Annotated in this window: 15 protein-coding genes, 1 tRNA gene and 2 pseudogenes; 7 read left to right on the top strand and 11 right to left on the bottom strand. The window is 43.0% G+C overall.

From position 1 onward, the window contains the following. Both I8752_RS24100 and I8752_RS24095 read right to left on the bottom strand, forming a co-directional pair. Positions 1–2,272: DUF4347 domain-containing protein (locus tag I8752_RS24100; RefSeq protein ID WP_214434774.1), on the bottom strand; the 2,272-nt coding region annotated here is incomplete at its 3' end. Between the two features lie 364 nt (positions 2,273–2,636). Beyond that, positions 2,637–3,521, bottom strand: coding sequence for a TetR/AcrR family transcriptional regulator (locus tag I8752_RS24095; RefSeq protein WP_214434787.1), 885 nt, complete (start codon positions 3,519–3,521; stop codon positions 2,637–2,639). Between the two features lie 168 nt (positions 3,522–3,689). Here I8752_RS24095 and I8752_RS24090 point away from each other — a divergent pair, with 168 nt between their 5' ends. The 3 genes from I8752_RS24090 to I8752_RS24080 are packed head-to-tail and all read left to right on the top strand — an operon-like array spanning position 3,690 to position 6,912. Beyond that, the gene (locus tag I8752_RS24090) at positions 3,690–4,988 is read left to right on the top strand and encodes an ABC exporter membrane fusion protein (RefSeq protein ID WP_404827119.1); all 1,299 of its coding nucleotides are present in this window, start codon (positions 3,690–3,692) and stop codon (positions 4,986–4,988) included. Then, positions 4,988–6,163, top strand: coding sequence for an ABC transporter permease DevC (gene devC / locus I8752_RS24085; RefSeq protein WP_214434773.1), 1,176 nt, complete (start codon positions 4,988–4,990; stop codon positions 6,161–6,163). Before I8752_RS24090 ends, devC begins: the two co-directional genes overlap by 1 nt. A gap of 29 nt (positions 6,164–6,192) precedes the next feature. Beyond that, the gene (locus I8752_RS24080; RefSeq protein ID WP_214434772.1) at positions 6,193–6,912 is read left to right on the top strand and encodes a DevA family ABC transporter ATP-binding protein; all 720 of its coding nucleotides are present in this window, start codon (positions 6,193–6,195) and stop codon (positions 6,910–6,912) included. A gap of 386 nt (positions 6,913–7,298) precedes the next feature. On the opposite strand, the gene I8752_RS24075 is transcribed toward I8752_RS24080, so the two are convergent. Next, a complete protein-coding gene (locus tag I8752_RS24075; protein ID WP_214434771.1) occupies positions 7,299–7,673 on the bottom strand; it encodes a hypothetical protein in 375 nt (124 codons plus the stop codon). A 717-nt stretch (positions 7,674–8,390) separates the two neighbouring features. Between I8752_RS24075 and I8752_RS24070 the strand changes: the two genes are divergently transcribed. The 3 genes from I8752_RS24070 to I8752_RS24060 all read left to right on the top strand — a co-directional run bounded on the left by I8752_RS24070 (position 8,391) and on the right by I8752_RS24060 (position 11,672). Next, positions 8,391–9,674 (top strand): type IV pilus twitching motility protein PilT, encoded by a 1,284-nt coding sequence (locus I8752_RS24070; protein WP_214434770.1) that lies wholly within the window; start codon positions 8,391–8,393, stop codon positions 9,672–9,674. Between the two features lie 159 nt (positions 9,675–9,833). Further along, positions 9,834–10,592, top strand: a complete 759-nt coding sequence (locus I8752_RS24065) for a circadian clock KaiB family protein (RefSeq protein WP_214434769.1) — start codon at positions 9,834–9,836, stop codon at positions 10,590–10,592. Positions 10,593–10,694: 102 nt separating this feature from the next. Next, entirely contained in the window at positions 10,695–11,672 is a 978-nt protein-coding gene (locus I8752_RS24060) for an aldo/keto reductase (protein WP_214434768.1), read from the top strand. Positions 11,673–11,718: 46 nt separating this feature from the next. Here I8752_RS24060 and I8752_RS24055 read toward each other — a convergent pair whose 3' ends face one another. After that, complete coding sequence (locus I8752_RS24055) at positions 11,719–12,672, bottom strand: hypothetical protein (protein ID WP_214434767.1); 954 nt, start codon at positions 12,670–12,672, stop codon at positions 11,719–11,721. Continuing rightward, positions 12,669–12,800 (bottom strand): hypothetical protein, encoded by a 132-nt coding sequence (locus I8752_RS38155; protein ID WP_263986012.1) that lies wholly within the window; start codon positions 12,798–12,800, stop codon positions 12,669–12,671. The genes I8752_RS24055 and I8752_RS38155 overlap by 4 nt, the downstream gene beginning before the upstream one ends. Before the next feature lie 108 nt (positions 12,801–12,908). Here I8752_RS38155 and I8752_RS24050 point away from each other — a divergent pair. After that, positions 12,909–12,980 (top strand) — tRNA-Cys (locus tag I8752_RS24050). A 141-nt stretch (positions 12,981–13,121) separates the two neighbouring features. On the opposite strand, the gene I8752_RS39130 is transcribed toward I8752_RS24050, so the two are convergent. The 6 genes and pseudogenes from I8752_RS39130 to I8752_RS24025 form a co-directional block, all read right to left on the bottom strand. Continuing rightward, positions 13,122–13,727: an HPP family protein gene (locus tag I8752_RS39130; RefSeq protein ID WP_214434766.1), complete on the bottom strand. Its 606-nt coding sequence runs from the start codon at positions 13,725–13,727 to the stop codon at positions 13,122–13,124. 849 nt (positions 13,728–14,576) lie between these two features. After that, positions 14,577–14,720, bottom strand: a pseudogene (locus I8752_RS37565) (hybrid sensor histidine kinase/response regulator); the annotation flags it as partial. Next, positions 14,720–16,933 (bottom strand): annotated as a pseudogene (locus tag I8752_RS24040) (CHASE2 domain-containing protein); the annotation flags it as partial. The pseudogenes I8752_RS24040 and I8752_RS37565, both read right to left, overlap by 1 nt. Before the next feature lie 103 nt (positions 16,934–17,036). Beyond that, positions 17,037–17,924 carry a DUF928 domain-containing protein gene (locus I8752_RS24035; RefSeq protein WP_214434765.1) on the bottom strand — a complete coding sequence of 296 codons (888 nt, stop codon included), beginning with the start codon at positions 17,922–17,924 and terminating at the stop codon, positions 17,037–17,039. Between the two features lie 191 nt (positions 17,925–18,115). Next, a complete protein-coding gene (locus I8752_RS24030) occupies positions 18,116–20,671 on the bottom strand; it encodes a CHAT domain-containing protein (RefSeq protein WP_214434764.1) in 2,556 nt (851 codons plus the stop codon). Between the two features lie 345 nt (positions 20,672–21,016). Then, positions 21,017–23,713 carry a beta strand repeat-containing protein gene (locus I8752_RS24025; protein ID WP_214434763.1) on the bottom strand — a complete coding sequence of 899 codons (2,697 nt, stop codon included), beginning with the start codon at positions 23,711–23,713 and terminating at the stop codon, positions 21,017–21,019. Positions 23,714–23,924 lie beyond the last annotated feature (211 nt).

The following is a 23,924-nucleotide window of genomic DNA, read 5'->3' as shown; positions in this document are numbered from 1 at the left end:
TCGCCTGGGCTAAAGAAGTATCCTTGACAGTGACTTTAAGATTTAAGCTACCCACGTTATCATTCGTGGGAGTACCGCTGAAAGTTTGAGTATTCGCATCAAAGCTTAACCAACTTGGTAGAGGGTCGCCATTTTCTAAGGTGGCTGTGTAGGTGAGAGTGTCTCCAGCATCGACATCTTTGAAACTGCCTGCTGGAATTGTGAAGCTGAAAACTGCGTCTTCTGTGGCGTTTTGGTCTGCAAGCGCTTGAACTAACTCTGGTGGGTCGTTGACGTTGTTAACGGTGAGGGTAAATACATCGCTAACTGTGGCAAGAAAAATATCTTTAACGGTAACTTTAATACTCAGGCTACCCACGTTATCATTCGTGGGAGTACCACTAAAGGTTTTAGTATTAGCATTAAAGGTCAACCAACTCGGCAAGGGGTCGCCATTGTCTAGGATGGCTGTGTAGGTGAGAGTATCGCCATCCGCATCTGTGAAACTGCCTGCTGGAATCGTAAAATTGAAAACTGCATCTTCTGTGGCGTTTTGGTCTGCGATCGCTTGAGCTAGCACCGGATTTGTGTTAAAAGTGTAGCGTGCCACAGCAAAGTTATTGGCGCTGACTCCCGCGACTATTATCTTACCGTCGGCTTGTTGAGTGAGAGCGTAGGCGATATCAGTACCCCCGATATCAGTAGTTATTTTGCCAGTGGTATTGAAATTAGTGTCGAGAGTGCCATCGCTGTTATAACGCACCACAGCAAAGTTATTGGCACTCGAACCTGCTAACAAAATCTTGCCATCAGGTTGCACGCTAACGCTGTAGGCGGTGTCACTAGTGCCCGAACCAATATCAGTAATCACCTGACCGCTACTACCAAAGCTGGTGTCGAGACTGCCATCGCTGTTGTAACGTACTAAAGCAAAGTCACTAGTGCGCTTTCCTGCTAGGATAAACTTGCCATCAGCTTGCATAACCATGCTATAGGCTACATCAGTACCGCCTAAATTAGTAGTTACCTTGCCGCTACTACCAAAGCTGTTGTCGAGAGTGCCATCGCTGTTATAACGCACCACTGCAAAGTTATTGGCACTCGAACCTGCTAGCAAAATCTTGCCATCAGTTTGTAGGGTAATACTGTAGGCAGTGTCCGAAGTGGCATTACCAATATCAGTAGTTACCTTGCCGCCACTACCAAAGCTGTTGTCGAGAGTTCCATCGCTGTTGTAACGCACCACAGCAAAGTTACCTGCACTCACTCCCGCTACCAGAATCTTACCATCAGTTTGTAGGGTGATACTGTAGGCAGTGTCCGAAGTGGCATTACCAATATCAGTAGTTACCTGCCCATCAGTATCAAAGCTGGTGTCGAGACTGCCATTGCTGTTGTAACGTACCAAAGCAAAGTCATTACCGCGCTTTCCCGCCACCAGAATTTTGCCATCAGCTTGCACGGCCATGCTATAGGCTATATCAGTACTGCCTAAGTTAGTAGTTACCTTGCCATCAGTATCAAAGCTGGTGTCGAGAGTGCCATCGCTGTTGTAACGCACTACAGCAAAGTTATTATTACTGACCCCCGCTACCAGAATTTTGCCATCATTTTGGATTACAACACTTCTACCAATATCAGTACTACCGAAATCAGTGATGACTTTGCCACCATTACCAAAAGTGTTATCGAGAACTACTAAAGATAGAACTGAAGCGTAGGCTGCTATTGCTTCTTGCCCAAACGCCAAACGAGGAATAATAGCCCCCGTACAAATCTCTAATTCCCAATTACCACCTAATGCAGCACTCCCGGTCAAGTCCTCAGATGCTGCTACTATTGCACCTGTCAATTCACTCAGACAGCGGATAAATTTGATCCCTTGTTCTGTTTTCGCTACTTTGCAACCATATAACAATAGTTGTGCATCTTCACTCAAAGCATCTGACCAACCCATAAGTTGTTCTGCATAGCGATTGAGCGTTTCATCACTCAGTTGACAGTTTCCCAGGTAGATGCACCCAGGTGTACCGTGAGAAACTATATGCAGACTGTTGATTCCCTGATGAGACTCCAGCACTTGGCTGATTTGCTCGATACCATCCCGGTTGGCATCTAAGACAACAACAAAGGTATTTGGTAAAACCCCTCTTACCAAACTTTGGTAGTCTTCAACCTGTGAGTCAATAAAAACTAGGCGAGTAGGATGTAAATCTGGAGTTGCGCGATCGCTAGTGCTGAATGATATTTTGTCTAGTGTAGAGTTTTTATTAATACCAATTTGCTGTCTCATACCTGTTCGGATAGTAGATACCTGATATTGAGCTAATACGACAATCTATGCGACTAATTTAGATGCATTCAAATTTAATCTATGCATAAAATAAATCACCATCATCAGTAAATTCACTAAATTAATAGTCAATTCAGAACCGATCGAGAAGGGTATGAGGTATAGGGTGTGCAGTGTAGTGGAAGAGATAAATTCTTGTCTGTGGCTAACCTTTTTATTCGAGTTCCCTAATTTCCCAAATCAACCATGTATATACATACATGATTCATCAGGACTATCTATCAAAATAGGGTGTAGAGTGAATTTCTCCCTTGTCCTTTTTTCGTACATAGCGGTGAAAATTGTTTATTCGGACTGCCTGCTGTTAACTCTCTGACTCCCGGTCGTCTAAAGAACCTTTACGAGCAAAAATTTCAATCATCTCACTTCGGGTGAGATTATTTTCATTTGCTAATTCTGCGAGTTTTTCCCAAGCTGTATCTGTTAATCTAATAGACCTGAGATGCTTAGGCTCAAAACCATAATCTGTTTGAAACTTACCTGAAGCAGTACGCTTGCGTCTGGATGATTTCTGTCTTGTCCCTGAATATTTATCTGCAATTACATTCTTGGGGATTTGATTACTAGTTATCAAGTTAATTAGGTTGTCAATCAGGCGATCGCGTTCCATTGGTAGAATTTCTTGACAATGCAACATTTCCTGAAGAATTACAAAATGCACTAAAGTACCAAGAAAAATCCGCGCAGCTACCTCCGGATCGGGCAGTTGCAGTTCTGGATGCACCGCAAAATATTGGCTGAGAAGTTCCAAAATCGGCTTGTCTACGTTGCGAACAAAGACTTGTGCTAGTAAAGGAAAACGTCCAGATTCTCCGATAATCAGTCTTACCAAGCTCAACAATTCTTGTTTGCGATCGATTCGCTCTATAATATTTGTGGCTAAACGGCGTAGAACTATATGAGGTTCCCCTTGCAATAATTGTGAATCTTGGGGGCTAAATGCTTCTCGATAATTTTCCTGTGCTAGTCGCTCAACTAGAGCAATAAATAATCCTTCTTTATCTTGAAAGTAATTGTAGACCGTTGTTTTAGACACACCTGCTGCTGCTGTTACCTTATCCATTGTTGTGGCAGCGTAGCCATGTACTAAAAACTCTTGCATTGCACCAGCAAAGATCGCATTGACTTTCTCTACTGATAGCAAACGATCTACGTTATTGTTTTGTGTCTCTCTCCTCTTGTTGCTCATGGGTACTGGGGATTGGGTACTGATTTTATCCTCGCTCATTTTCCTATCTCCAGTCTCCTTAAATTTTACCGAGGACTATTGACATTTTTGTAATGTACAGTTTAGTTTAATTGCAGTACAGTTAAACTAAGTAGTTTATCTAACGTACTACAAGAAAGGGGGCTGAAAGTGCCTGATGTAGGAGAAAGAGATTCCGCATCCTTCAAGCCTAGTGTTCGCCAGCTGATTATGCTGACATTAGCTACAGGATTTGCGATCGCAGGAATAATCAGATTGTGGCAAGTGCAATCGCAGTCTTCTCTTGCGGCTCAAACTGTGCCAACAAGTATACCTCAACTGAAAACGGTAACAGCGTTGGGCAGGCTAGAGCCAAAAGGAAAAGTAATTAAACTTTCGGCTCCTGCATCCAGTCAAGGAAGTCGGGTAGAAACACTTTTCGTCAGAGAGGGTTTTCAAGTAAAGACTGGGCAGGCGATCGCAATTTTGGATAACCGAACCCGCCTAGAAGCGGCTTACCAAGAAGCCCAAGAAGCGGTGAAAGTAGCACAGGTCAATCTCGCAAAAGTGCAAGCGGGTGCAAAAGTAGGTGAGATAGACGCGCAAAAAGCCGAGATTGCCCGCGTTGCAGCACAGATATTAGGGGACCAAACCGGGCAAAAGGAAACAGTCGATCGCTTAGAGGCGCAGTGGCAAAACGAGAAGGTAGCGCAACAGGCAACAATTAATCGACTAAAAGCAGAACTCAACAATGCCCAAGTAGAATTTCAACGCTATCAGCAGCTTTATGCTAACGGTGCAGTTTCTCAGTCTGCATTTGACAGCAAGCGTTTGAGTGTAGACACCATAACGCAGCAATTGAGCGAAGCCATAGCAAACCTGAATCGCATTGATAGCACTGGACGCAAGCAAATTAGCGAAGCCCAGACAGTTTTAGCCAGAATTAACGCTACTGGAAACAAGCAAATTAGTGCGGCCAAAGCTACCTTAAACCAAATCGCTGAAGTACGTCCGGTAGACGTAGAAGCAGCCAAAGTAGAAGTGAACCGTGCCATAGCAGCCGCAAAACAGGCAAAGGCAAACCTAGAGCAAGCATATGTGCGATCGCCCCAAGACGGTGTAATCTTGGACATTCATACACGTTCTGGGGAAATGGTGTCCGATGAGGGCATCGTTGAAATTGGTCAAACTAACCACATGTATGCAGTTGTAGAAGTTTACCAAAGCGATGTTCGCAAAGTACGTCCCGGACAGCTAGTGCGGATTTCTAGCAATTCTCTACCAAATGAATTGTATGGACAAGTAGATTGGATTGGTTGGAAAGTACAGCGGCAAAATATTATTAACGCTGACCCCAGTGAAAATATAGATTCCAGAGTTGTAGAAGTTTACGTGCGGTTAGGAGAAGCATCAAGCCAGAAAGCCGCCAGATTTACTAATTTACAAGTTAAGGCGGCGATCGGACTGTAATGAAATTGATTCAAGAACTACAACGGCGGACACCGCTAGGATGGCTGCAACTCAGTCATCACAAAAGTCGCCTATTGGTGGCTTTATCAGGCATTGCCTTTGCCGATTTGTTGATGTTTATGCAGTTGGGCTTTCAGAATGCACTGTATGACAGCAATACCCGCCTAAATAGCGTGTTGCTTGCAGACATAGTTTTAATGAGTACCCAAAGCCGTAACACCCAAAATTTATCTACCTTTTCGCGGCGGCGACTGCTTCAGGCTGCTGATATACCTGGTGTAAAATCAACATCAGCCATGTATATCGGTTTATTCACTTGGAAGAATCCCCAAACACATCGAAAGACTACACTGCAAGCAATTGGGTTTAATCCTGAAGAACCTGCCTTAAATTTACCAGAAGTAAACGCTCAATTAGATAAAATTAAGCTGCCTGACACTTTTATCTTTGACCGCGCTACCAGAGGTGAATACAAAGAAGCTATAAAGCAAATTGAAACAGGTAATCCTGTTACTACAGAAGTAGATAAACGTACCATCACTATTGATGGCTTATTTAAATTAGGAGCATCCTTTGCGGCAGACGGTACATTAATTTCCAGCGATGATAACTTTTTACGAATTTTTCCCAGACAATTAGCAGGAAGTATCAACCTGGGTTTGATTTATACTAAACCCGGCTATGACTCAAAACAAGTTGCACAGCTATTAAAATACTACCTCCCAAAAGAGGATGTGAGAGTGCTAACTCGTGAGGAATTTATCAATTTCGAGGTGGATTACTGGAAACAAGAAAGCCCCATCGGTTTTATTTTTACTTTAGGTGTATCAATGGGATTTCTTGTCGGCGTAATTATTGTCTATCAAGTTCTTTCTACTGATGTGAATGCCCATATTAAGGAATATGCCACCTTCAAGGCAATGGGATATCGCAATTTATACTTACTGGGTGTGGTTTTTGAAGAAGCAATTATCTTAGCTATGCTGGGCTTTATCCCAGGATTTGCAGTACCTTTAGGACTTTACCACTTGACTCGCAATGCCACAGATTTGCCGATATACATGACGGTAGCTAGAGCATTGACAGTTTTATTGTTAACAATCATTATGTGTAGTCTTTCTGGGGCGATCGCAACTCGTAAACTACAATCTGCTGACCCCGCTGATATGTTTTAACAATTAAAAATTCAAGCAAATGATTAGCTATGCAAACTATCAATTTTGCTGACCCTGTTATCTTTATTGAAAATCTTGACCATTACTTTGGTAAAGCTCAACTCCGCAAGCAAGTTTTATTTAATGTCAACCTGAAAATTAATGCAGGTGAAATTATTATTATGACAGGGCCTTCTGGTTCTGGTAAAACTACGCTGTTGACTTTAGTAGGAGGGTTGCGTTCTACCCAGTCTGGCAGTTTGCAAGTATTGGGTAGAGAACTTTGTGGTGCTAGTGCTAAACAACTCACCCAGGCTAGACGCAATAACGGTTATATCTTCCAAGCGCATAACTTGCACGGTAGCCTAACAGCAATCCAGAACGTGCGAATGGGTTTGGAACTGCAACCAAAAATTTCGCCACAAGAAATGCTGACGCGATCGCAACAAATGCTAGAAGCTGTAGGATTAGGAAATCGCCTCAATTACTACCCAGATAACTTGTCAGGAGGACAAAAACAACGAGTAGCGATCGCTCGTGCGTTGGTAAGCCAACCTAAAATTGTTTTAGCAGATGAACCCACAGCCGCACTCGATAAACAATCTGGGCGCGATGTCGTCGAATTAATGCAGAAATTAGCGAAAGAGCAAGGCTGTACAATTTTACTCGTCACCCACGACAACCGCATTTTAGATATTGCCGACCGGATTGTTTACATGGAAGATGGTCATCTTGTCAGGGATGGTGTAGGTGCTATGGCTGTTGAGTAGTAATACCAATTCGTAATTCGTAATTCGTAATTCGTAATTAAGAATGTCCTATTTAGTCTAGGTCTCTGGGTTTCGATCCACATGATTATTTTTGGTAAATAGTATTAAGTATTCAAAAGTAATTTGCCAATCTAATTGCTGCCAGTAAATTTTTACTCTAATAATTAAAGTATTAAAGATTTGTATTTAGCTTTTCGTTTCAGTTAAAGGAGAAAACTTTAAATTTATAGCGGTCGCCAGTAGTGTTAGGACATCAACAGACGATCAAACCTAGACCAAAAAGACTTTTCACCCAGTCACCAGTCCCCAGCTATACTTTCTCCAAGCATGAAAAAACCCGGCTTAACCGGGCAGATGCGCTGTTTGTCGTATTTAGCGATGATGAACTATAGTTTGATGTCACAAGTTAAAGGGCAAGCAGCATAAACTGTCGTCTGCGCTTGATCTTCTTCTCCATGCAGCCAGTTTAGCCATTTGACATCACTGGGATGTATGCCCTTAGCTGTCAAAACACCAGCCGCGATCGCAACTGCCATGACATTAAACATAATCAAAGCACCTGCCACAAGCAAAACCGCACTCACAGGCATTACAGATTGCAGCACAATCGACAACAAACATCCAACTGTAGCCATCAACACGACTAATGGAAAACCGACAACCAACAAGCATACTGCCAACGTGAAAGTCCAGATTAAAAAGCTTTTGACCATCATCAAGGAGTAGGTCTTTCCTAGATTAGAGCTCTGAGCCGAAACCATGACTTTTCCTCCTAAAATTACACAGCAAAATTTGACTTCAGTTATATTTCGCTTGTAGCGAGCAAACTGAATTGTTTCAGTGAAATTCAGTATATAAAAACCTATTAGGAAAATGAGCATTTAGTTACTAAAGTTTACAGTTAATTTTTTGTAATTATGAATGTTAAGTCGAATTCACAGTTCTGAAGAAAACTAGTTTCTCTTATCTACCTTAAGGAATAGAAGCCAAAGTGCATTAGCTGCTAGCAAGCGATTTACACTCTTGATTTAGAGTAGGCTTAACATTTCTTATAAAAATCAGCTTTAATTCTCATAATTCATAGATGAGGTTAAATAAACGATCTGCTATTGATTTGGCTGTTTATTTGCTAGCACATTGTCCCAATGCTCGGAAGAATTTTCTCATTTAACAAAATAAAGTATTAATAATAGAATTCATTGTTATAAAAATTACTTTTAAATCTAAACATAAATACTGAAGCTAACGAAGTGATGTAGTGTGCTAAACAAGTTTATGTGGGTAATTTTTTTTTCAGTCTAATTAAACTTAGGATTTTAAAAAAAAAAATATACAAGTAGGAATCATTAAACGCAACAAACCGTTACTTTGAATTTTTGAGCGGACGGACGGTCATAATTCTGCTTTATAGCACTCTAGAGGTTACTAATAGAGACTTCTTACCGATCGAATTTATGAAGGTCAAATTTTAAAGATATATGACAGAATCACAGCAGCCATCGAATTCTAATGTTGCTCCGCGGAATGTGCCTCCAATGCCACCACCGCCACCATCGTTAGCTACGCAGCGCCAGTCTACACAAACCTTAGATATGGCATCAGTAAATAGAAATATCAGCCAACCGCCACCTCCTGGTGCAGCTCATCGTCCAGGTACTCCACCACCAATGCCTAGTTCTGTTCTAGGCAAAAATAGTACTTCAAGACTATCTTTAGCGCAGCTAATCAAGGAAGCTTTCGATCAAGGATACTCTGATATTCACCTGGGTGTAGGTGAAGTACCTCGCTTCCGCAACCGAGGAGAAATTCAATCAACTGAGTATCCAGAAACCGATAAAGAGAGTTTCATGAGTTGGTTGCGGGAGGTAATGACAGAAGCAGAAATTCAGCGGTTTGAAGAACACCTGGAATTTGACGGAGCAACTCAATATGATTTTGCTCGCGTGCGGATTAATGTTTTTGGTTCCCTTAAAGGGCCAGCAATGGTGCTGCGGTTGATTCCGTTAAAAATCTTAACTATGGAGCAGTTGAGATTACCGCCTGTTTTTCGGGATATTTGTCATCACCACAAAGGTTTAATTTTGGTTACCGGGCCGACTGGTTCTGGTAAGTCCACAACAATGGCAGCGATGATTGACTACATCAATAAAGAGATGGCCAAGCATATCATCACCATTGAAGACCCAGTTGAATTTGTCCATCAAAGCCGTAAGTCCCTCGTCAAACAACGGGAAGTAGGAATGCACACCCGGAAATTCGACAATGCTTTGAAAGCAGCTTTACGGGAAGATCCAGATTTGATTCTAGTGGGGGAAATGCGGGATAAAGAAACAGTCAACACCGCCCTAAAAGCTGCCCAGACCGGTCACTTGGTAATGGGAACCCTGCATACCAATAGCGCTGTGAAAACCATTGAACGGATACTCAATCTCTACTCTGGTGAAGAACAGGATGCAATGCGGGTAGCCATTTCCGAATCTTTAGTAGCAGTCATTGCTCAAGGTTTATGTCGCACTACAGATGGCAAGAGAGCTGCGTTCCACGATGTCTTGATTAACACCGAAGCCATTAAAGAATGGATCAAAGACGGTAAATATGATGAAATTAGCGAACTGATGAAACAAGCCAGTTTTGATGGCATGATTACCATGAATCAGTCACTACTCAACCTCTACCAAGATGGACGTATTACAGAAGAAACAGCTTTAGAAATGTCACCAACTCCTAACGAAATGGCACAGTTTCTCCGAGGACGAGTTTAGGTACAGTAAAAGGTAAAAAGTGCTGAGTGCTGAGTGCTGAGTTAGGAGTTAGAAGTGAAGAGTTAGGAGTCATTCTCCTTGTCTTTTCTGCTCCCTTGCTCTCTCATACCTCTGCTTCCTGCTCTTTTTACCTTTAAGTTCCTTAGCCCTTTTACTGAGTTGACTACAGACAAACTATCTAGACCCCAGTTGTTTAAAGGCATTGCCTTATTTACACCAGGAGGGGATTTAATTTACTGCATCGACCCTAACAAACAAGGTCGATGGCATTTACATTTATGCACTGCTTTACAGGAAATTTTAGATTTACCAGAACCGCCTCACTTTTTAGTACCTTGTTACACGGCGACAATTGACCACTGGTTAGATCCGCACAGCCGACAAGTGCGAACTTTTGCAGAAGCTTATCCAGCAGTCATTCGACATCAAGCTGTACTTAACGCTATTTTTGGCACAGACTTGGTTTGGCAAACAGCTCCTTGGCAAGAGGGATTATGCGATCGCATGGTATTGTCAACTTATCGCTCTTCATTTCCCCAACTTTGGGAAGATCGCGATTTGATCGTCAATTTAGACGTTTCCCAATCAACACCAAAGTACCGTCCACCAGTCATTGCAGCACGAAAAGTACAGCTAAAAAATCAATGCTACGTGCTGCGGCTATTTGTAGCAGGACATAGTGCCAACACCGAACGCATCCTCCAGAATTTGCACGAATTGTTAGAGCGATCGCTAGGGTATCCTTACACTATGAAAGTTGTTGATGTTTTAACTAATCCAGAGCAAGCAGAAATTGACCAAGTAACTGCAACTCCCACTCTTGTCAAGGTTTGGCCTCACCCAATTCGCCGCATTGTAGGAAATTTGGATAATGCAGAAAAAATTTTACAGATGTTGGGTGCTACAGAAAAAATATGAAAAAGACTGCGAATTGTAGATTTTGTAAGGGTTTGCTCGTGGATTGTCTGATAATAAATTTTGAGAAAGCTTCTGTAATCAAGACATCTACACTGAGTAAAGATGCAAACTAGCCAAATCTACCTTTCAACTATGGGTTGCGGGACTTGGGCATGGGGAAACCAACTGCTCTGGGGATATAACGAAAGTATGAATGACCAGTTGCAAGAGGTTTTCAACCTTTGTGTGAGTAACGGCGTAACATTATTTGATACAGGCGATTCTTACGGTACTGGCAGATTGAATGGGCAAAGCGAGCTACTTTTGGGACGATTCTCTCAGGAATATCAGGGTTTAGGTAAAGAGAATATTTGCATTGCCACCAAGCTTGCTGCTTACCCTTGGAGATGGTCGCGCCAATCAATGATACGAGCCTGCAAGGCATCTGCTCAACGCTTGGGAAGAAACGTAGATTTGGCACAAATGCACTGGTCTACAGCAAACTATGCTCCTTGGCAAGAAGAAGGGCTTTTGGATGGTCTTGCCGACCTTTACGAGCAAGGGCTAGTTAAGGGAGTAGGACTATCTAATTACGGGCCGAAACGGCTGCAATACGTGCATCAAAAGTTTGCTGGGCGAGGAGTTCCAATTACTACGCTGCAAGTTCAGTATTCTTTATTGTCTACATATCCTGTCACTCAATTAGAGCTGAAAGACGTTTGCGATGCGATGGAAATCAAACTAATTGCTTATAGTCCTTTAGCATTGGGACTTTTGACCGGAAAATTCTCTGAGAAAGGCCCTTTTCCTAAAGGTATTAGAAGTTTATTGTTTAGGCAGTTATTGCCAGGAGTGCGATCGCTTTTAGCATGTTTAAAAGAGGTGGCAGAATCCAGAAACAAAACGATGTCACAAGTTGCAATTAACTGGTGCATCTGTAAAGGAACCATACCCATCCCCGGAGCAAAAAATCTAGAACAGGCACGGGAGAATATTGGTGCTTTGGGTTGGCAGTTGAACGCTAGCGAGATTGCAGAGTTAGATAAAGCAGCTGCGAATACAGATAAAAAAATGGTACAAAATATCTTTCAAACTAAGTGATATAGCAGTGCTATTTTTAGCAAGTTATTTCGTCTAGTTGAGATTATTAACTTAGAAATGTTTGAAGCACCTTGGCAATAGCAGCGCGATCGCTATTTTTCTGAGACTCAAATAACCTCTCTGCTTCTTGTAAATGGGCAATTGCTTCTTTTTTATCAGACATAGGCCAGGAATTATAATGCCGCAAAAAAATACCTAGATTTTGATGAGCTTCGCCATCATCAGGGCACTCGTTTAAATAGTTTTGTAAACGTTCTATCTCACTTTCTAGATATTGCTGAGTTTCTTGTTCGGGTTGTCGGCGCTCGTAAATTTTTTGAGCGTAAGTTGGAGGAGAATTTTTTGAATTTACTGCAAAATAGGGAACATCTAGAAAATGTGCGATCGTTTTGGCAATATTTACAGCACTCTGATATTGAGTATCTGTTTTCAGACGAATGCGCCAGTACACGAATGCCAAAATTAACTCAGGATAATAACCTATTCCTCCTTCATCACCACTAAAAGCTTCGATTTCAACACCTAAAATGAGATGGCTTGGAATTTCCACAGATTTTATTTTTGACCTTCTTAATCTATTATATTTATCTATAAAAAGAAAATTTTTTGATTTGTCGAGAGTGTAAGTAGTAACTTCTGAAAGGGCAATAGTGGCCCATAATCCCGGAACAACAAATAAACATCCCATTCCTATAGATACAATTTCCAAATATTTGCTGTCTTTAAGTGTTACCGCAATTGCACCAATCATCAAAAGACTAGACGGGATATAAAATATGACAAATACTAATGCCCACCAAAACGGATCTTGAGAACACAGAATGAGTTTATCCTGAGTTTGTTCTATAATATTCATGTTCGAGATATTATGCTTAAAAAGCCTAATTTCAGCCAATAAATAACTTTCTCCCATTGCCGGAAATTGTATCGATCCTGTTTGAGCAAATGTTCGGAAGCGATCGCAGGCTTTATGTAATTCATGAGAGATTTTACCACTCACAAGTGAATCATTTGTTTCGCTTGCTGTTCGGCATTAAGGAGAATTTGATTTGCCGAATTGGATGCAATCAGCACTAAGGTTTTTAGACGTTGCTCAATAAAGGTATGAATAAATTCTAGTCGATCCACTATACCTGGCTTATGAGTCCTGTGCTATTATTGTTAAGTTGCGATTTAATGGCAATTCAACCAGATGCAGATGACATTCTAAGGCGATCTGAGAGAAGCCAAAGGTAAGGCGACATAGCCAAGTGGTAAGGCAGAGGTCTGCAAAACCTTTATCCCCCGGTTCAAATCCGGGTGTCGCCTTTTAAGAATATCAAGATTATAGGGCTTGAAAGCCCTTTTTGTTTAGCGTTAAAGGTTTGATTTTCAAAGCCTTCAACAATTTTTGGGGTTATTTTGGGTAGTTTGGGGAAAGAACTGGGGTAAAGTGGAACGTTAAAAATCTTACAGCCAGTGCTTGGGATAAGTCCTCTCTTGTGCCAGATTGTTAAAGACCACAGCACAAAACACCAAAATAATAGAACCCTCTAGAGCAGGTGTTAACAGAAATTGCCAAGAAGCTTTTGTCATCATTACGACTAAGGCAACTGCTCCTGAAGGTGGGTGTACAGTTCTAGTAAGCTGCATCATCCCAATAGCTGTTGCTACTGCTATTCCCATCGTCCAAGGTGACGAACCGAAAAGATGTAAAACAATTAGGCTGACTAAGGCCGCTACGAGATTACCACCAATCACATTACGGGGTTGAGCCAAAGGACTGTCTGGTACACCAAATATCAATACACTGGTAGCACCAAACGGAGCCATAAGCAGAGGAGAATTTGTTTTCACAGATAGGTAAGCCGTTGCTGCTATTGCGAAGAAACTACCAAGCCAACTCCAAAAAATATGTCTGTGATGAGGTTTTTCTACAGGACATGTTAGAGGACATGACCGCCAGGTTCCACTTATCTTAAACCAGTAATTCTTCCATTTTAAGTGAAGGTTTTTGTAATTCAATAATTTTAAATAGGGATAATTAGTTGGCTTGTTTGAGAAATTTCCTTTCATAAACTTCACAATAAGAAATAAGCGGTCACTTAAAAAATTAGCTATAAAATTTTGTTGTAGCTACTTATCAACACAGTAATTAAGAAAGATAAGCTATCTCAAGTTCGTTAGCAAAAATGGTATTTCAAATCCAAATTTCTTCATCCCCTCAAGATAACAACGCGCATAATATTACTTTTTCAGATTGTAGCTAAGGCATTGACTCGATTATTTATTCAAAACTTTAAGAGCAAGATTTGCATAGACCTAATTAATGGAAGTTAACAAGTTTAATAGAATATTGCCTAATGTCATGAATCTTTAACATTTTAACATTAAAGTATCTTTGAAATTTTTTAATAAAGCGTATATTGCGTATAAAAAATTATCAGACATATAATATTTACTTATAACTTGCCTAAGTTAGTTCCATACAAAGATATCGTTACTGACTCAAAGATGCTGGCAGAGTTAATAGTCGATAGAGAAACTGAACATCAGCTAAAGCGGATTTAATTTTCAGAAATACTCATAGTGGTTGTTGAGCACTGACTGTTAACTGTCAACAGTCAGTGCTCAACAGTCAACTTTGGTCAATACTTCTTCTCCATCCGGTGTGGTTTCCAGCAACTAATTCCTGCTGTACCCAGGGCTAGCGGTTGCATTGCCTGGGCTTGAGCCTGCCAGTTGGGCGGATGGAGCGATCGCCGTCTGCTAACACATTGGTCTGTGCAACATTGGATATAGTCTCGATCGGTTGAATGTTCTTTGCCTAGGCTGCTTCATGAAATGTTGCGATCGCAAGAAGTTGAAATCCGAAAAACTGATGCTCAAACTCTAAATCGGTAGGATTAGTTGTAGTTGAGTTTATTGTAACTTCTGTAAAAATTGGCTTAATTCTGCGGTGCGTTATTGTACGCGCTGTTCCAATATTCGGGTGAGATGAAAGATTTTGAGGTATAGCTTTAATCGGGCAATCACCTCTTCTTGTTTGAAAGGTTTGGTGATATAGTCAGGAAATTGGTGAACATAGAACGATGGTTTTCATCATCATCAACTATGAGAACTTGCGGCCCGTTGCTCTGAATTCCAGTGATTTTCTGCTGATGAGGTGCGTAGGCGTAATCCGTCGCCAACATCGCTTCTACATTCCAGTCATCAGAAAGCGGTACTGTTAAATCTAACCAAAACAAACTTCCTTCCCCTAGGTGACTCTGCACCTGAATTTGGCTTTCCATCAACATCGCTATTCTTTGGCTAATAGCCAATCCCAAACCAGTACCTTCAGCTCGCTGCCCTGCGTGACATACTTGCTCAAAGGGCAAAAAGATTTTCTCTAGCTGTTCGGGCGACATGCCAATACCCGTATCTTCTATCTGGAAGCGAATCTTAGCGATCGGGGATTGGTTACGATCTCTGTTGTCCTCAGTCTCTAGTATCTCTACTTTAAAAGTTACACTACCACTATCTGTAAATTTAACAGCGTTGCCGAGCAAGTTAATCAGTACTTGCCGCAACCGTTTTTCATCTACTTGAATAGCAGATGGTAGGCGATCGCTAATTAAAACATTAAATGCAATTCCTTTTTGTTCGGCTCGGATACCACAAATCTCAGTCACCCCATGTAAAAAGGTGGACAGATGCACATCTGTTGTAATTAATTCCAATTTCCGAGCTTCAATCTTCGAGAGGTCAAGAATATCATCGATCAGCATCAACAGATGCGACCCACATTGATGAATAATACTAACTCCTTCCAAGTTTTTAGCCGTCATATTTGGCGATACTTCTAACACCTGAGCAAAACCAAGGATGCCATTGAGTGGTGTGCGGAGTTCGTGGCTCATATTTGCCAGAAACTCGCTTTTGGCTTGGTTGGCAGCATCGGCAGCTTCCTTTGCCTCTAGCAGTTCGTGAGTTCGTTCTTCAACTTTGATTTCCAGAGTTTTGGAATAATCCAATAGTTGAGCGTTGGCAATTTCCAGTTGGCGATTGGTTTCTTCCAGCTTCTGGTGTTGATAAGCATTCTTGGTGGCGATCGCGCTACCGATAAACGCGGCTAGGGCTGGTGTGAGCGGAATGAGAACGCCATTCAAAAATATCCCGTAAGTACTGCCTATACAAACCCCGCTGATAGCCACACTCGCCCAAAGAATGTGACCGCCAGGGATTTGTCGCCTAGTACTCACGCTGGCTAAACACCAAGTTCCCACAGAACCGATAACAGACCAAACAACAATCCACAACGAGGCAGAGATGCCAGAAATGCCATAGAGGCTTTTTCCTGTTTTTGCTTCTTGTACCAGTTGGTGGGCAATATTAGCATGAACAACAACGCCAGGTGTAGGTTTTTGGGCAGATATCCAAGAAGAACTAAAAGGAGTGCTGAAGAAATCATTGGTACTGGCGGCGACTGAGCCAATAAATACGATGCGATCGCGCAACAAGTTTTGGGAAATTCGTCCTGCTAAGACATCACGCATAGGAACTGTGCGAAATGCAGTTTCCGAACCATGCCAATTGAGTAGAATTTGATAGCCTCCTAAATCGGCATCGGTATAACCTGCTTCGTGATTTTTTAGTGGTACATAGATTTGCTTGCCCAATCGGAATTTTTGCTGCTTGGGGTCAATGCTTTCTAAAGCAATCCCTTCCGTTTCCAGGTACTTGAGCGCTACAAGGGTTGCCAGTCCAGCCTTGAGAGTGTTTTGCTCCTTGGCATCTTCCGCTGTGAGGAGAGCGCGACGGATACTGCGATCGCCATCCAACACCAAATCTGCTAATCCTACTTGACCATTTTTTTTCAATTCTGGTGGGGGATTGATGCGTTCGCCAGTGATTTTCTCAACTCCGAATAAATTGGGAGTACTGCGAAAGATTTTTACGAGTTGCTCGTGTCCGCTTCCTTCTGGTAAATCTCGATAGAGATCCAGTCCGATGGCGCGGGGTTGCTGCGCTCGGATTTTTTCGATTAATTGTGCTAGTGCCCAGTCTGGAACTGGCCATTTACGTACTGCTTGAATATCGCGCTCATCAATTGTCACGATCGCAATTTCGTCAGCAATTGTGTGTGGCGATCGCTGACGAACCCATTCATCACGAATTTTCCACTCAGGTAAATTGAAAAGTCCCAATGATTGCCCGACAATCACTGTCAGGGTCACACTGGGAGTAATAATCAAAATGCTACGAGTGTGTTGGATAAAACTCTGAAATCTGCGCCACATATTTGTGCCATACAGTTCATCGATCTCGGTCAATCTTGATAGAGTATTGGGGATTGGGTATTAGGAAGAAATTTCCCAGTTCCCAGTCCCTAGTCCCCAATCCCTAATTAGCAGATGCTACTAAGGGAACTTTAACAATCTCATTCAAGCTCACTGATGAGAGCAGTTCTTCCCATTGTTTAGCAATGGCATTGGTAGGTTGATCGGTATATACCGCTGCCAGTGTGGCTACACAGTCATACCAAACCCCGTTTTTACCCAAAGCAGTCGCCCTTTGAAGTGCATCTTTGTGTTGCATTGCTGTTGCCAGTTCTCCACTGGGTTGAATGCGCTGAATCCAACCATCGACGTAAGGCGTACTGGGGCTGAGTTGCCCATCTATTTTGAGTGCCAAAAACCATTGATAGTTTTTCCCGACAGCTAAAGCAGGTGCCTTGGCTGGCAACTTGACTGCAATCACCCCATGTTTGCCGATAACTGGAATTGTCATTTGGTATTGCATTTTGCCAGCTTCATCTTTAAGGCTGAACATGGCTTCTTCTGCATTGGAAGCAGGAAGATATACTAAAATTGTTGGGCGTTCGGATACTGTTGTGCCGTAAAAGCTTTGGGGTAAAAGTGCGATTAGCGCTGCTGGGCCTGCTGTTGCAGGTGATGCATTTAAGTAGTAAGTACCAACGCGAGGAGCTCCCCCACTTGCCTGTTGAAGAGCACCTTTACCTGCACTAAGGGTAAACAAGTTGCCGCGGGAACCTCCCCCACTTGCTTGACTGGGAGTAGGATTTTTGGGTGGTGGAGTAAATGTCACACCATAAGCACTGTTCCATGCATTACTAGCAAGCAATGCAATGACACTCAATAGACTTCTTGCAGAAGTCGGGAAAAGGGCAAGGGGAAAGGGGGAAAGGTTTGTTATTTTCCTTTTAACCACCTCTTGCAAAAGTTCTTTTTGCAAGAGGTCTAATGTACTAACCAAATGTTGACGTTTCATGATTCACCCGATCTACGATTATTAATATGTGATAGAAGATACGTTTACTGTGAGTGTGACAATAAGCTTCTGTAATAAATCCAAATACTGGTAAAGTCTGGGAATGTCTATTAAAAGTATAGACTAGTACTAATTTAATTTCTGTAAAAATACAATGTAAGTAATTTATTTAATACCGTAATATTACTGAATTAAAGCCAGTTTCCGACTAAGACGAAAGCAGACCAAAAGAACGGATCGCGGTAATCAGTTTGGCGAATCAAGTGAATTTGTGCTTGCCGCAGTGCTTCAGCTTTGGTGATTCTGGGTTGTCGCAGTTGGTCGTAGAAGCGAATCATAAGCATTGCAGCTGCCTTATCTTTAACGGGCCACAGAGTAGCGATAGTTGAGCGAGCACCAGATTTCACAGCTAAACCTGCTAGTCCCAAAACGGCGCGATCGTCGCCTGCTGCTGTATCGCAAGCACTCAGTACTAACAACTCGATCGCCCTTGAGGAATTACTACCCCGATTTTCCAAAAGTTCGGACAAATCTTTCACGCTGACTCGTTCATCCCAGGCGAGTAAAAAAGTATCTTCGAGGCGGGAACTAAACTGTCCGTGGGTGGCTAAGTGGATAACATCAGCGTTGCTAGATTTGACGCGCTCCGCGAGAGCAAGACTTGTAAATTTCTGGTTGAGCAATATCGAAGACGGTACTGTTTGAGAGATTTGCTTGACTTCTGATTCCACAGCAGGCAAAGCACTAAAGCCAGCACGAGATTGACTGATGCCAGCAACGATCGCTTCAATCTTATTTTGCTGGAGCGATCGCGCAGCCATTAACTGCAATCCTGGGGAAAGGGCCACGGCATACTTTTCGATCAGATATTGCTGACCGTCATCCAAAGCTGCAACGGGAATGTTCCGCAACCGACCATCCAACACAAACACCAGTGTCTTGGTATCTTTGAATGCTTTATCCGCTTCCGCCGGACGAATCAGCCAATCATAAATCTGTTGCGAAAATCGCTCCCTGTCTTGGGAATCTGCGACAGGGTTGAGGGCAACCAGCAGATTATCCAAAGTTTGCTCGATTTCTGCTTGAGATTTGTGAGTGACATAGTAACGCAGTGGTTGTCCGGTTTTGGAGAGAATCACTGCTAAACGATCTGGCAAGATAATAGGATAAACGATGGTTGCAGTCGGATCGACTCGATCGATTTGCTGAGTTTTATCTAAACAAGCTTCTCGAAAAAAGTTATCGAGTTCGGCGATTTGCAGTGATTCAATCAATTCGCGGGCTTGCACCAGTGCTGCTTGACTTGGTTGATTATCCAGTAGCAAACCTACCAATTCTCGGTAGACAGGCTCCACACTTTCGCGGAAAGAAAACTGCACATCGGTGTCAATCGCCACCAAATCCCCCCGCAATGCCTTTAAAGCTTTGACCGCTTCAGTATAGGCGCTAATCGCTTGTGAGCGATCGCCTTGTTGTTTATATAACTGTCCCACCTGCCAAGCAGATTGAGCGATAATATCGTCCGCTTGGAGTTGACGGGCAATATCGAGAGATTTCTGAGCTAATTCCTTCGCCTCAGACCATTGTTGCGTGCGACGATAGAGTTGTGCCCACTGATGCAATGCATAAGCTTCGGCTTGAGCATCCTGAATTTGTTGTGCAGATTCAACTGTAGCTGCTAAAAGTTGGGCTTGGTCTTTGAGCGGTAGAATTTGGTCGAGGTTTTTCAACTGATTTAGGGTGGCAACAAAATCGATCGCTGCGTAGAGAGAAGTGTGACTCGCAGGCAATTCTTGCAGTTGTTGTAGCAATTGCGGTGCAAGTGGGGCAGCGAGTTCGGGCTTGTCATAGTCAAGGAAAAGTTTGAACTGAGCTAAACGCGCTTGCAATATATCGCCTGGGTTGGTGGCTATTTTTTCTGCTCGTTGAAAGTCATTTAACGCCGCATTTGGATCTTGTAAATTAACGGCAGTTTTTCCCAAGGCCAACAGGACAGAACTTAACTGCGGTTTGGCTGCTATTTTGTTAGCGATCGCTAAACTTTGTTCTAACACCTCTTGACTCTTACTGAAGTCACCAATCATTTGCAGGGCCGAACCAAGCGATCGCAACCCACTGACTTTGATTTCCGAATCGGGCATTGCTGAGAGTTTTTGAGTCAGCACCTCTAATTGCTGTTTCGAGCGGCGGTAAAATCCCAAACTTTGTAAAGCTTGTGCTTGGTTGATTTGACTGCCCAGGCTGCCCATTGTGTCGCCTGCTTGCTCGTAAAATTTTTGCGCTTGTTGCCAACTTGAGAGCGCAGTTTCAGCTTTGCCGATATGCAATTGCAAATTTGCTTGAGTATTGAGTGCCTGTGCCCAGAGAATCGCATCCGCGTGGGATGTTTGCAACAGTTTTAGACTTTGCTCGATAGATTGGTGGGCTGCTTGCCATTGATTGAGTTCTTGTTGTGCCAGCGAAAGGTAACTTAAACTTAGAGCTTCATTGAGGCGATCGCTTTGGGTACGGTACTGCTGGGCTGCTGTTTGCCAAACTGTCACGGCTTCTGCAAAGCGTCCCGCTTGGTAGAGATTTCGTCCCCGTTCCAGCCAGTTGTTCGGTTGGGAAGCTGATAGTGCTGCATTTTGAGTAGTTGTTGATATTTGCACAGATGCTCTTACAGGTGTAATAGTCACTGCCAAACACAAGCTCAAAATACCAAAGCTGATATACAGCCAATGACATTGTTTGATTGGGAAAGTCAAGTCGCTTCGCTCCAATTAAAAATTAAAAATTAAAAATTAAAAATTTAAAACAATTAGTCTCCGATTGAACTCACCACTAAATTAAATACCGCCAAATCAAAGATTGTGGCGGAGGCTTGTACCCAGAATTGATTAATTCAAAATAATTTCCATTCTTCCTAAGTGAATTTTGCATTTTGAATTCAAAAAAGGTCATATTAAGTCCCGTTAGTTACTATTTCCACATCTGTGCAAAACTTTTTTTATCTGTTATAGCCGTAGTCAGATAGGTTAGGACAGTACAACAACTGGGTTTTTACTCAGCACTCAGCACTCAGCACTCAGCACTTTCCTATACCTCGTGAATTAACTCCTAGGAATAGCAGCACAAGTTAACGGTTGCTGCACGTGGGCGGGAGATTGAGCCGCAATTAATTCAACTTTGCCGTCAGCGTTGCGATGCCAACTTGTAGCTTCAACAATAACCTCTGGGGATGCAGGCGCTTGGGCTGTGACATTGCGAATTTTGCGATAAGCAGACAAGTCGCGTACATCATTCCAAGCGCGATCGCTCATTACTTGCTGATTAGGATTTGGTGGTACACCACCTCTTCCCGTTGCCACAAAGCGACTGCCTTCACTGCCCGCACAGCCTGTAGCAATTTGCTGAGATCGATTGGTCACATTTGCTGGCAGTTCCACTAAACCAGAATTTGGTTCGAGGTTGATAGTATTAATTTGAACCGTGCCACTGACACCAAACTGAGAATTGGCAGTGATGTCACTTTTAGAAGTAAGTTGGTTGCGGAACTCTAATCCTAAAAGACCTTGAGTCACAATCTGGATGTTACCACCACTTCCCAGTACGGCATTAGCGGCAATGTCGCTGTTTTCCTGAGGAACAGCGGCGATAAATTTAGCATTGATATTAATATTGCCCCCTGTGGAAGTCCCACGGGCATTGGTGGTGATGTTGCTGCCGTGCCGCAGCAGCAGGACATTACTCGCTTGTAACCGGATATTACCCCGACTGCCTCCATTTGCTTCTGCTTTCAAAGTCGCCCCATTGTCGAGGAAGATATTGCTAGCGATAATGTTGATGTTGCCTGCATTCCCTGTCCCAGAATTGCTGACGGTAATTTCTGCCCCATCGCGGACGCGCAAAGTGTTAGTTGTGATATTTACAGACCTAGCAGTAAAGGCATTCGCAGAGGATGCAGCGATGGTGCTGGGTAGCTGCCGACCATCGGGTAATGGTTGGGAAAAGCCCTGTACATTAATGTTATTGACCCGTAGGTTAACACTGCCAGCAGATCCTTGCCCTAGGCTGGATGAGGAAATTTGTCCGCCATTAAAAACACGCAAGCGATCGGCATTTACAGTTATATTCCCACCCTGGCCGATCGCATCCTGAGCTACAGCAACAGTAATGCCACTAAAGGTCTTGCTCAAACTATCAAGCACCGGATCGCCGACTGCTACCTTTGTCGCCCGAATATTGATATTTCCAGCCTTGCCACTGCCTGCCAGCGCGCTAGAGATACTCCCACCATTAGAAAGCAACAGCTGTCCGCTATCGATAGCAATGTTACCACCTTGACCTTCTGCCAAAGGTTGAATCGAACTGCTGATTCCACCAGATACGCCACTAGGTGTAACTCCAGCAATTTTGAGACTCTCACTAGCCCGAATCGAAATATCCCCGGATTTTCCAGTGACCATAGATTCAAAACCAGGAAAGTTGAAGCCAAGCAGATCGGAAGTGATGCGACCACCATCAAGCAGACGAACGCGTTGAGCGTCAATGCTTATATTTCCACTTTCATTCCTTTTTCCACCAGTAATTACAGTAGTAATAGAACTAGGCTGAAAAGAACTAACTGGAAATGGATTGTATCCGCTCACTTCCACATCCGAAGCTTGCACGGTAATATTTCCGCTTCTAGCGTCGTTGACAGGAATAGGCATAAAAGTTTTGAAGTCGAAGCCAAAGTTAATGATGGACTGAAGCCAACCTCCGTTTGCTATGCGTAAACGTTGGGTTTCGATAGTGATGTCTCCCGCTTTAGCCCCATTCCCAAATGCGCTAGTGAATATTCCGGGAGTAGAATAATTTTCTGGAGCAGATATTCCTAATAGATTTACAAATTCTGTTGTTTGGACGGTAATAGGTTGCCCCTGTCCGAACGGCCCAGTACCAATAGATATTCCGGAACCTTCCTGAAGTGTTAAACCTTGTCCCCGAATGTTAATTGCTCCGCCATTCACCCCAGCACCAGTAAAAATCCCAGTGGTATCGATGAGGGAAGATTGCCGCAGCGTAATCGTGCCCCATTCAGCAGTAGAAGTGGGGCTAGTCAGTTGCAATCCAGTTTGATTGTTTAACCCGACCTCAGCATTTCGTACCGCCCACAGTTCTACTCGCCCCTCTGGAATGCTTAGTGTTGCCCCCTGTATATCAATGTCGCTACCCACCAAAGCCAAAGTTTGCGTTTGAAACAATTGCGACGGTCGAAAAAAGAAGTTGAGTGCAGGCGTTCCCTGAGAGCGAATAGTTCCGGCATTAGCTCCCATTTGCAGCCCCACGGGTACACTCATAGTCAATAAAGGAGGTGGTGTAGCATCGGTAGCATTAAACTTAAATTCATCAGCAAATTTGATGCTCTGGGCTGTTGTACCAACAAAGAAGCCACCTATATTCAGGCTGGCATTCGGCCCAAAAAGGATACCATTGGGATTAAGCAGAAACAAACTTACGGGATTACTGCTACCCGTTGTCCGAATCATGCCATCTATATTGGAAACGCTACCGCCAGTAACTCGGCTGAAGATGGTAGAAATGTTAGGAGTGTTGACTAAATCGAAGGTAGCTGAACCGCCAGTAGGCACAGAAAATTTTTGAAAGCTATGAAACAGGTTGCTACCTGCGGTACTACCGTTAGTGATGGTGAAGTTATTGCCAGTTTGGGAGACGGTGGTGTTAAGAGTACCGTCGGGAGTAACTTGGGCATTAGCAAAGCTACTCAACAGCAATATCTCTCCAAAAATCCCACCTGTCAACATTAGACCTCTCGCAAAAAGAACTTTTGCAAGAGGCGGGAAAAGGGAAAAGGTTAAAGGGGAAAGGGAAAATAACAAACCTTTCCCCCTTTCCTCTTCCCCTTTTCCCGACTTCTGCAAGTCTATTACATTGACCAAATCCCACCAGACAGAGGTTGCTTTCATCACTCACTTTCCATTGAGATATCTGCTAGCTAGGATTCCCTAAATGGTT

This window comes from Dendronalium phyllosphericum CENA369 (genome assembly GCF_016056275.1).
In the GTDB taxonomy this organism is placed as follows: Bacteria; Cyanobacteriota; Cyanobacteriia; order Cyanobacteriales; family Nostocaceae; genus Dendronalium; species Dendronalium phyllosphericum.
This window is presented reverse-complemented; position numbering and strand designations above follow the sequence as displayed.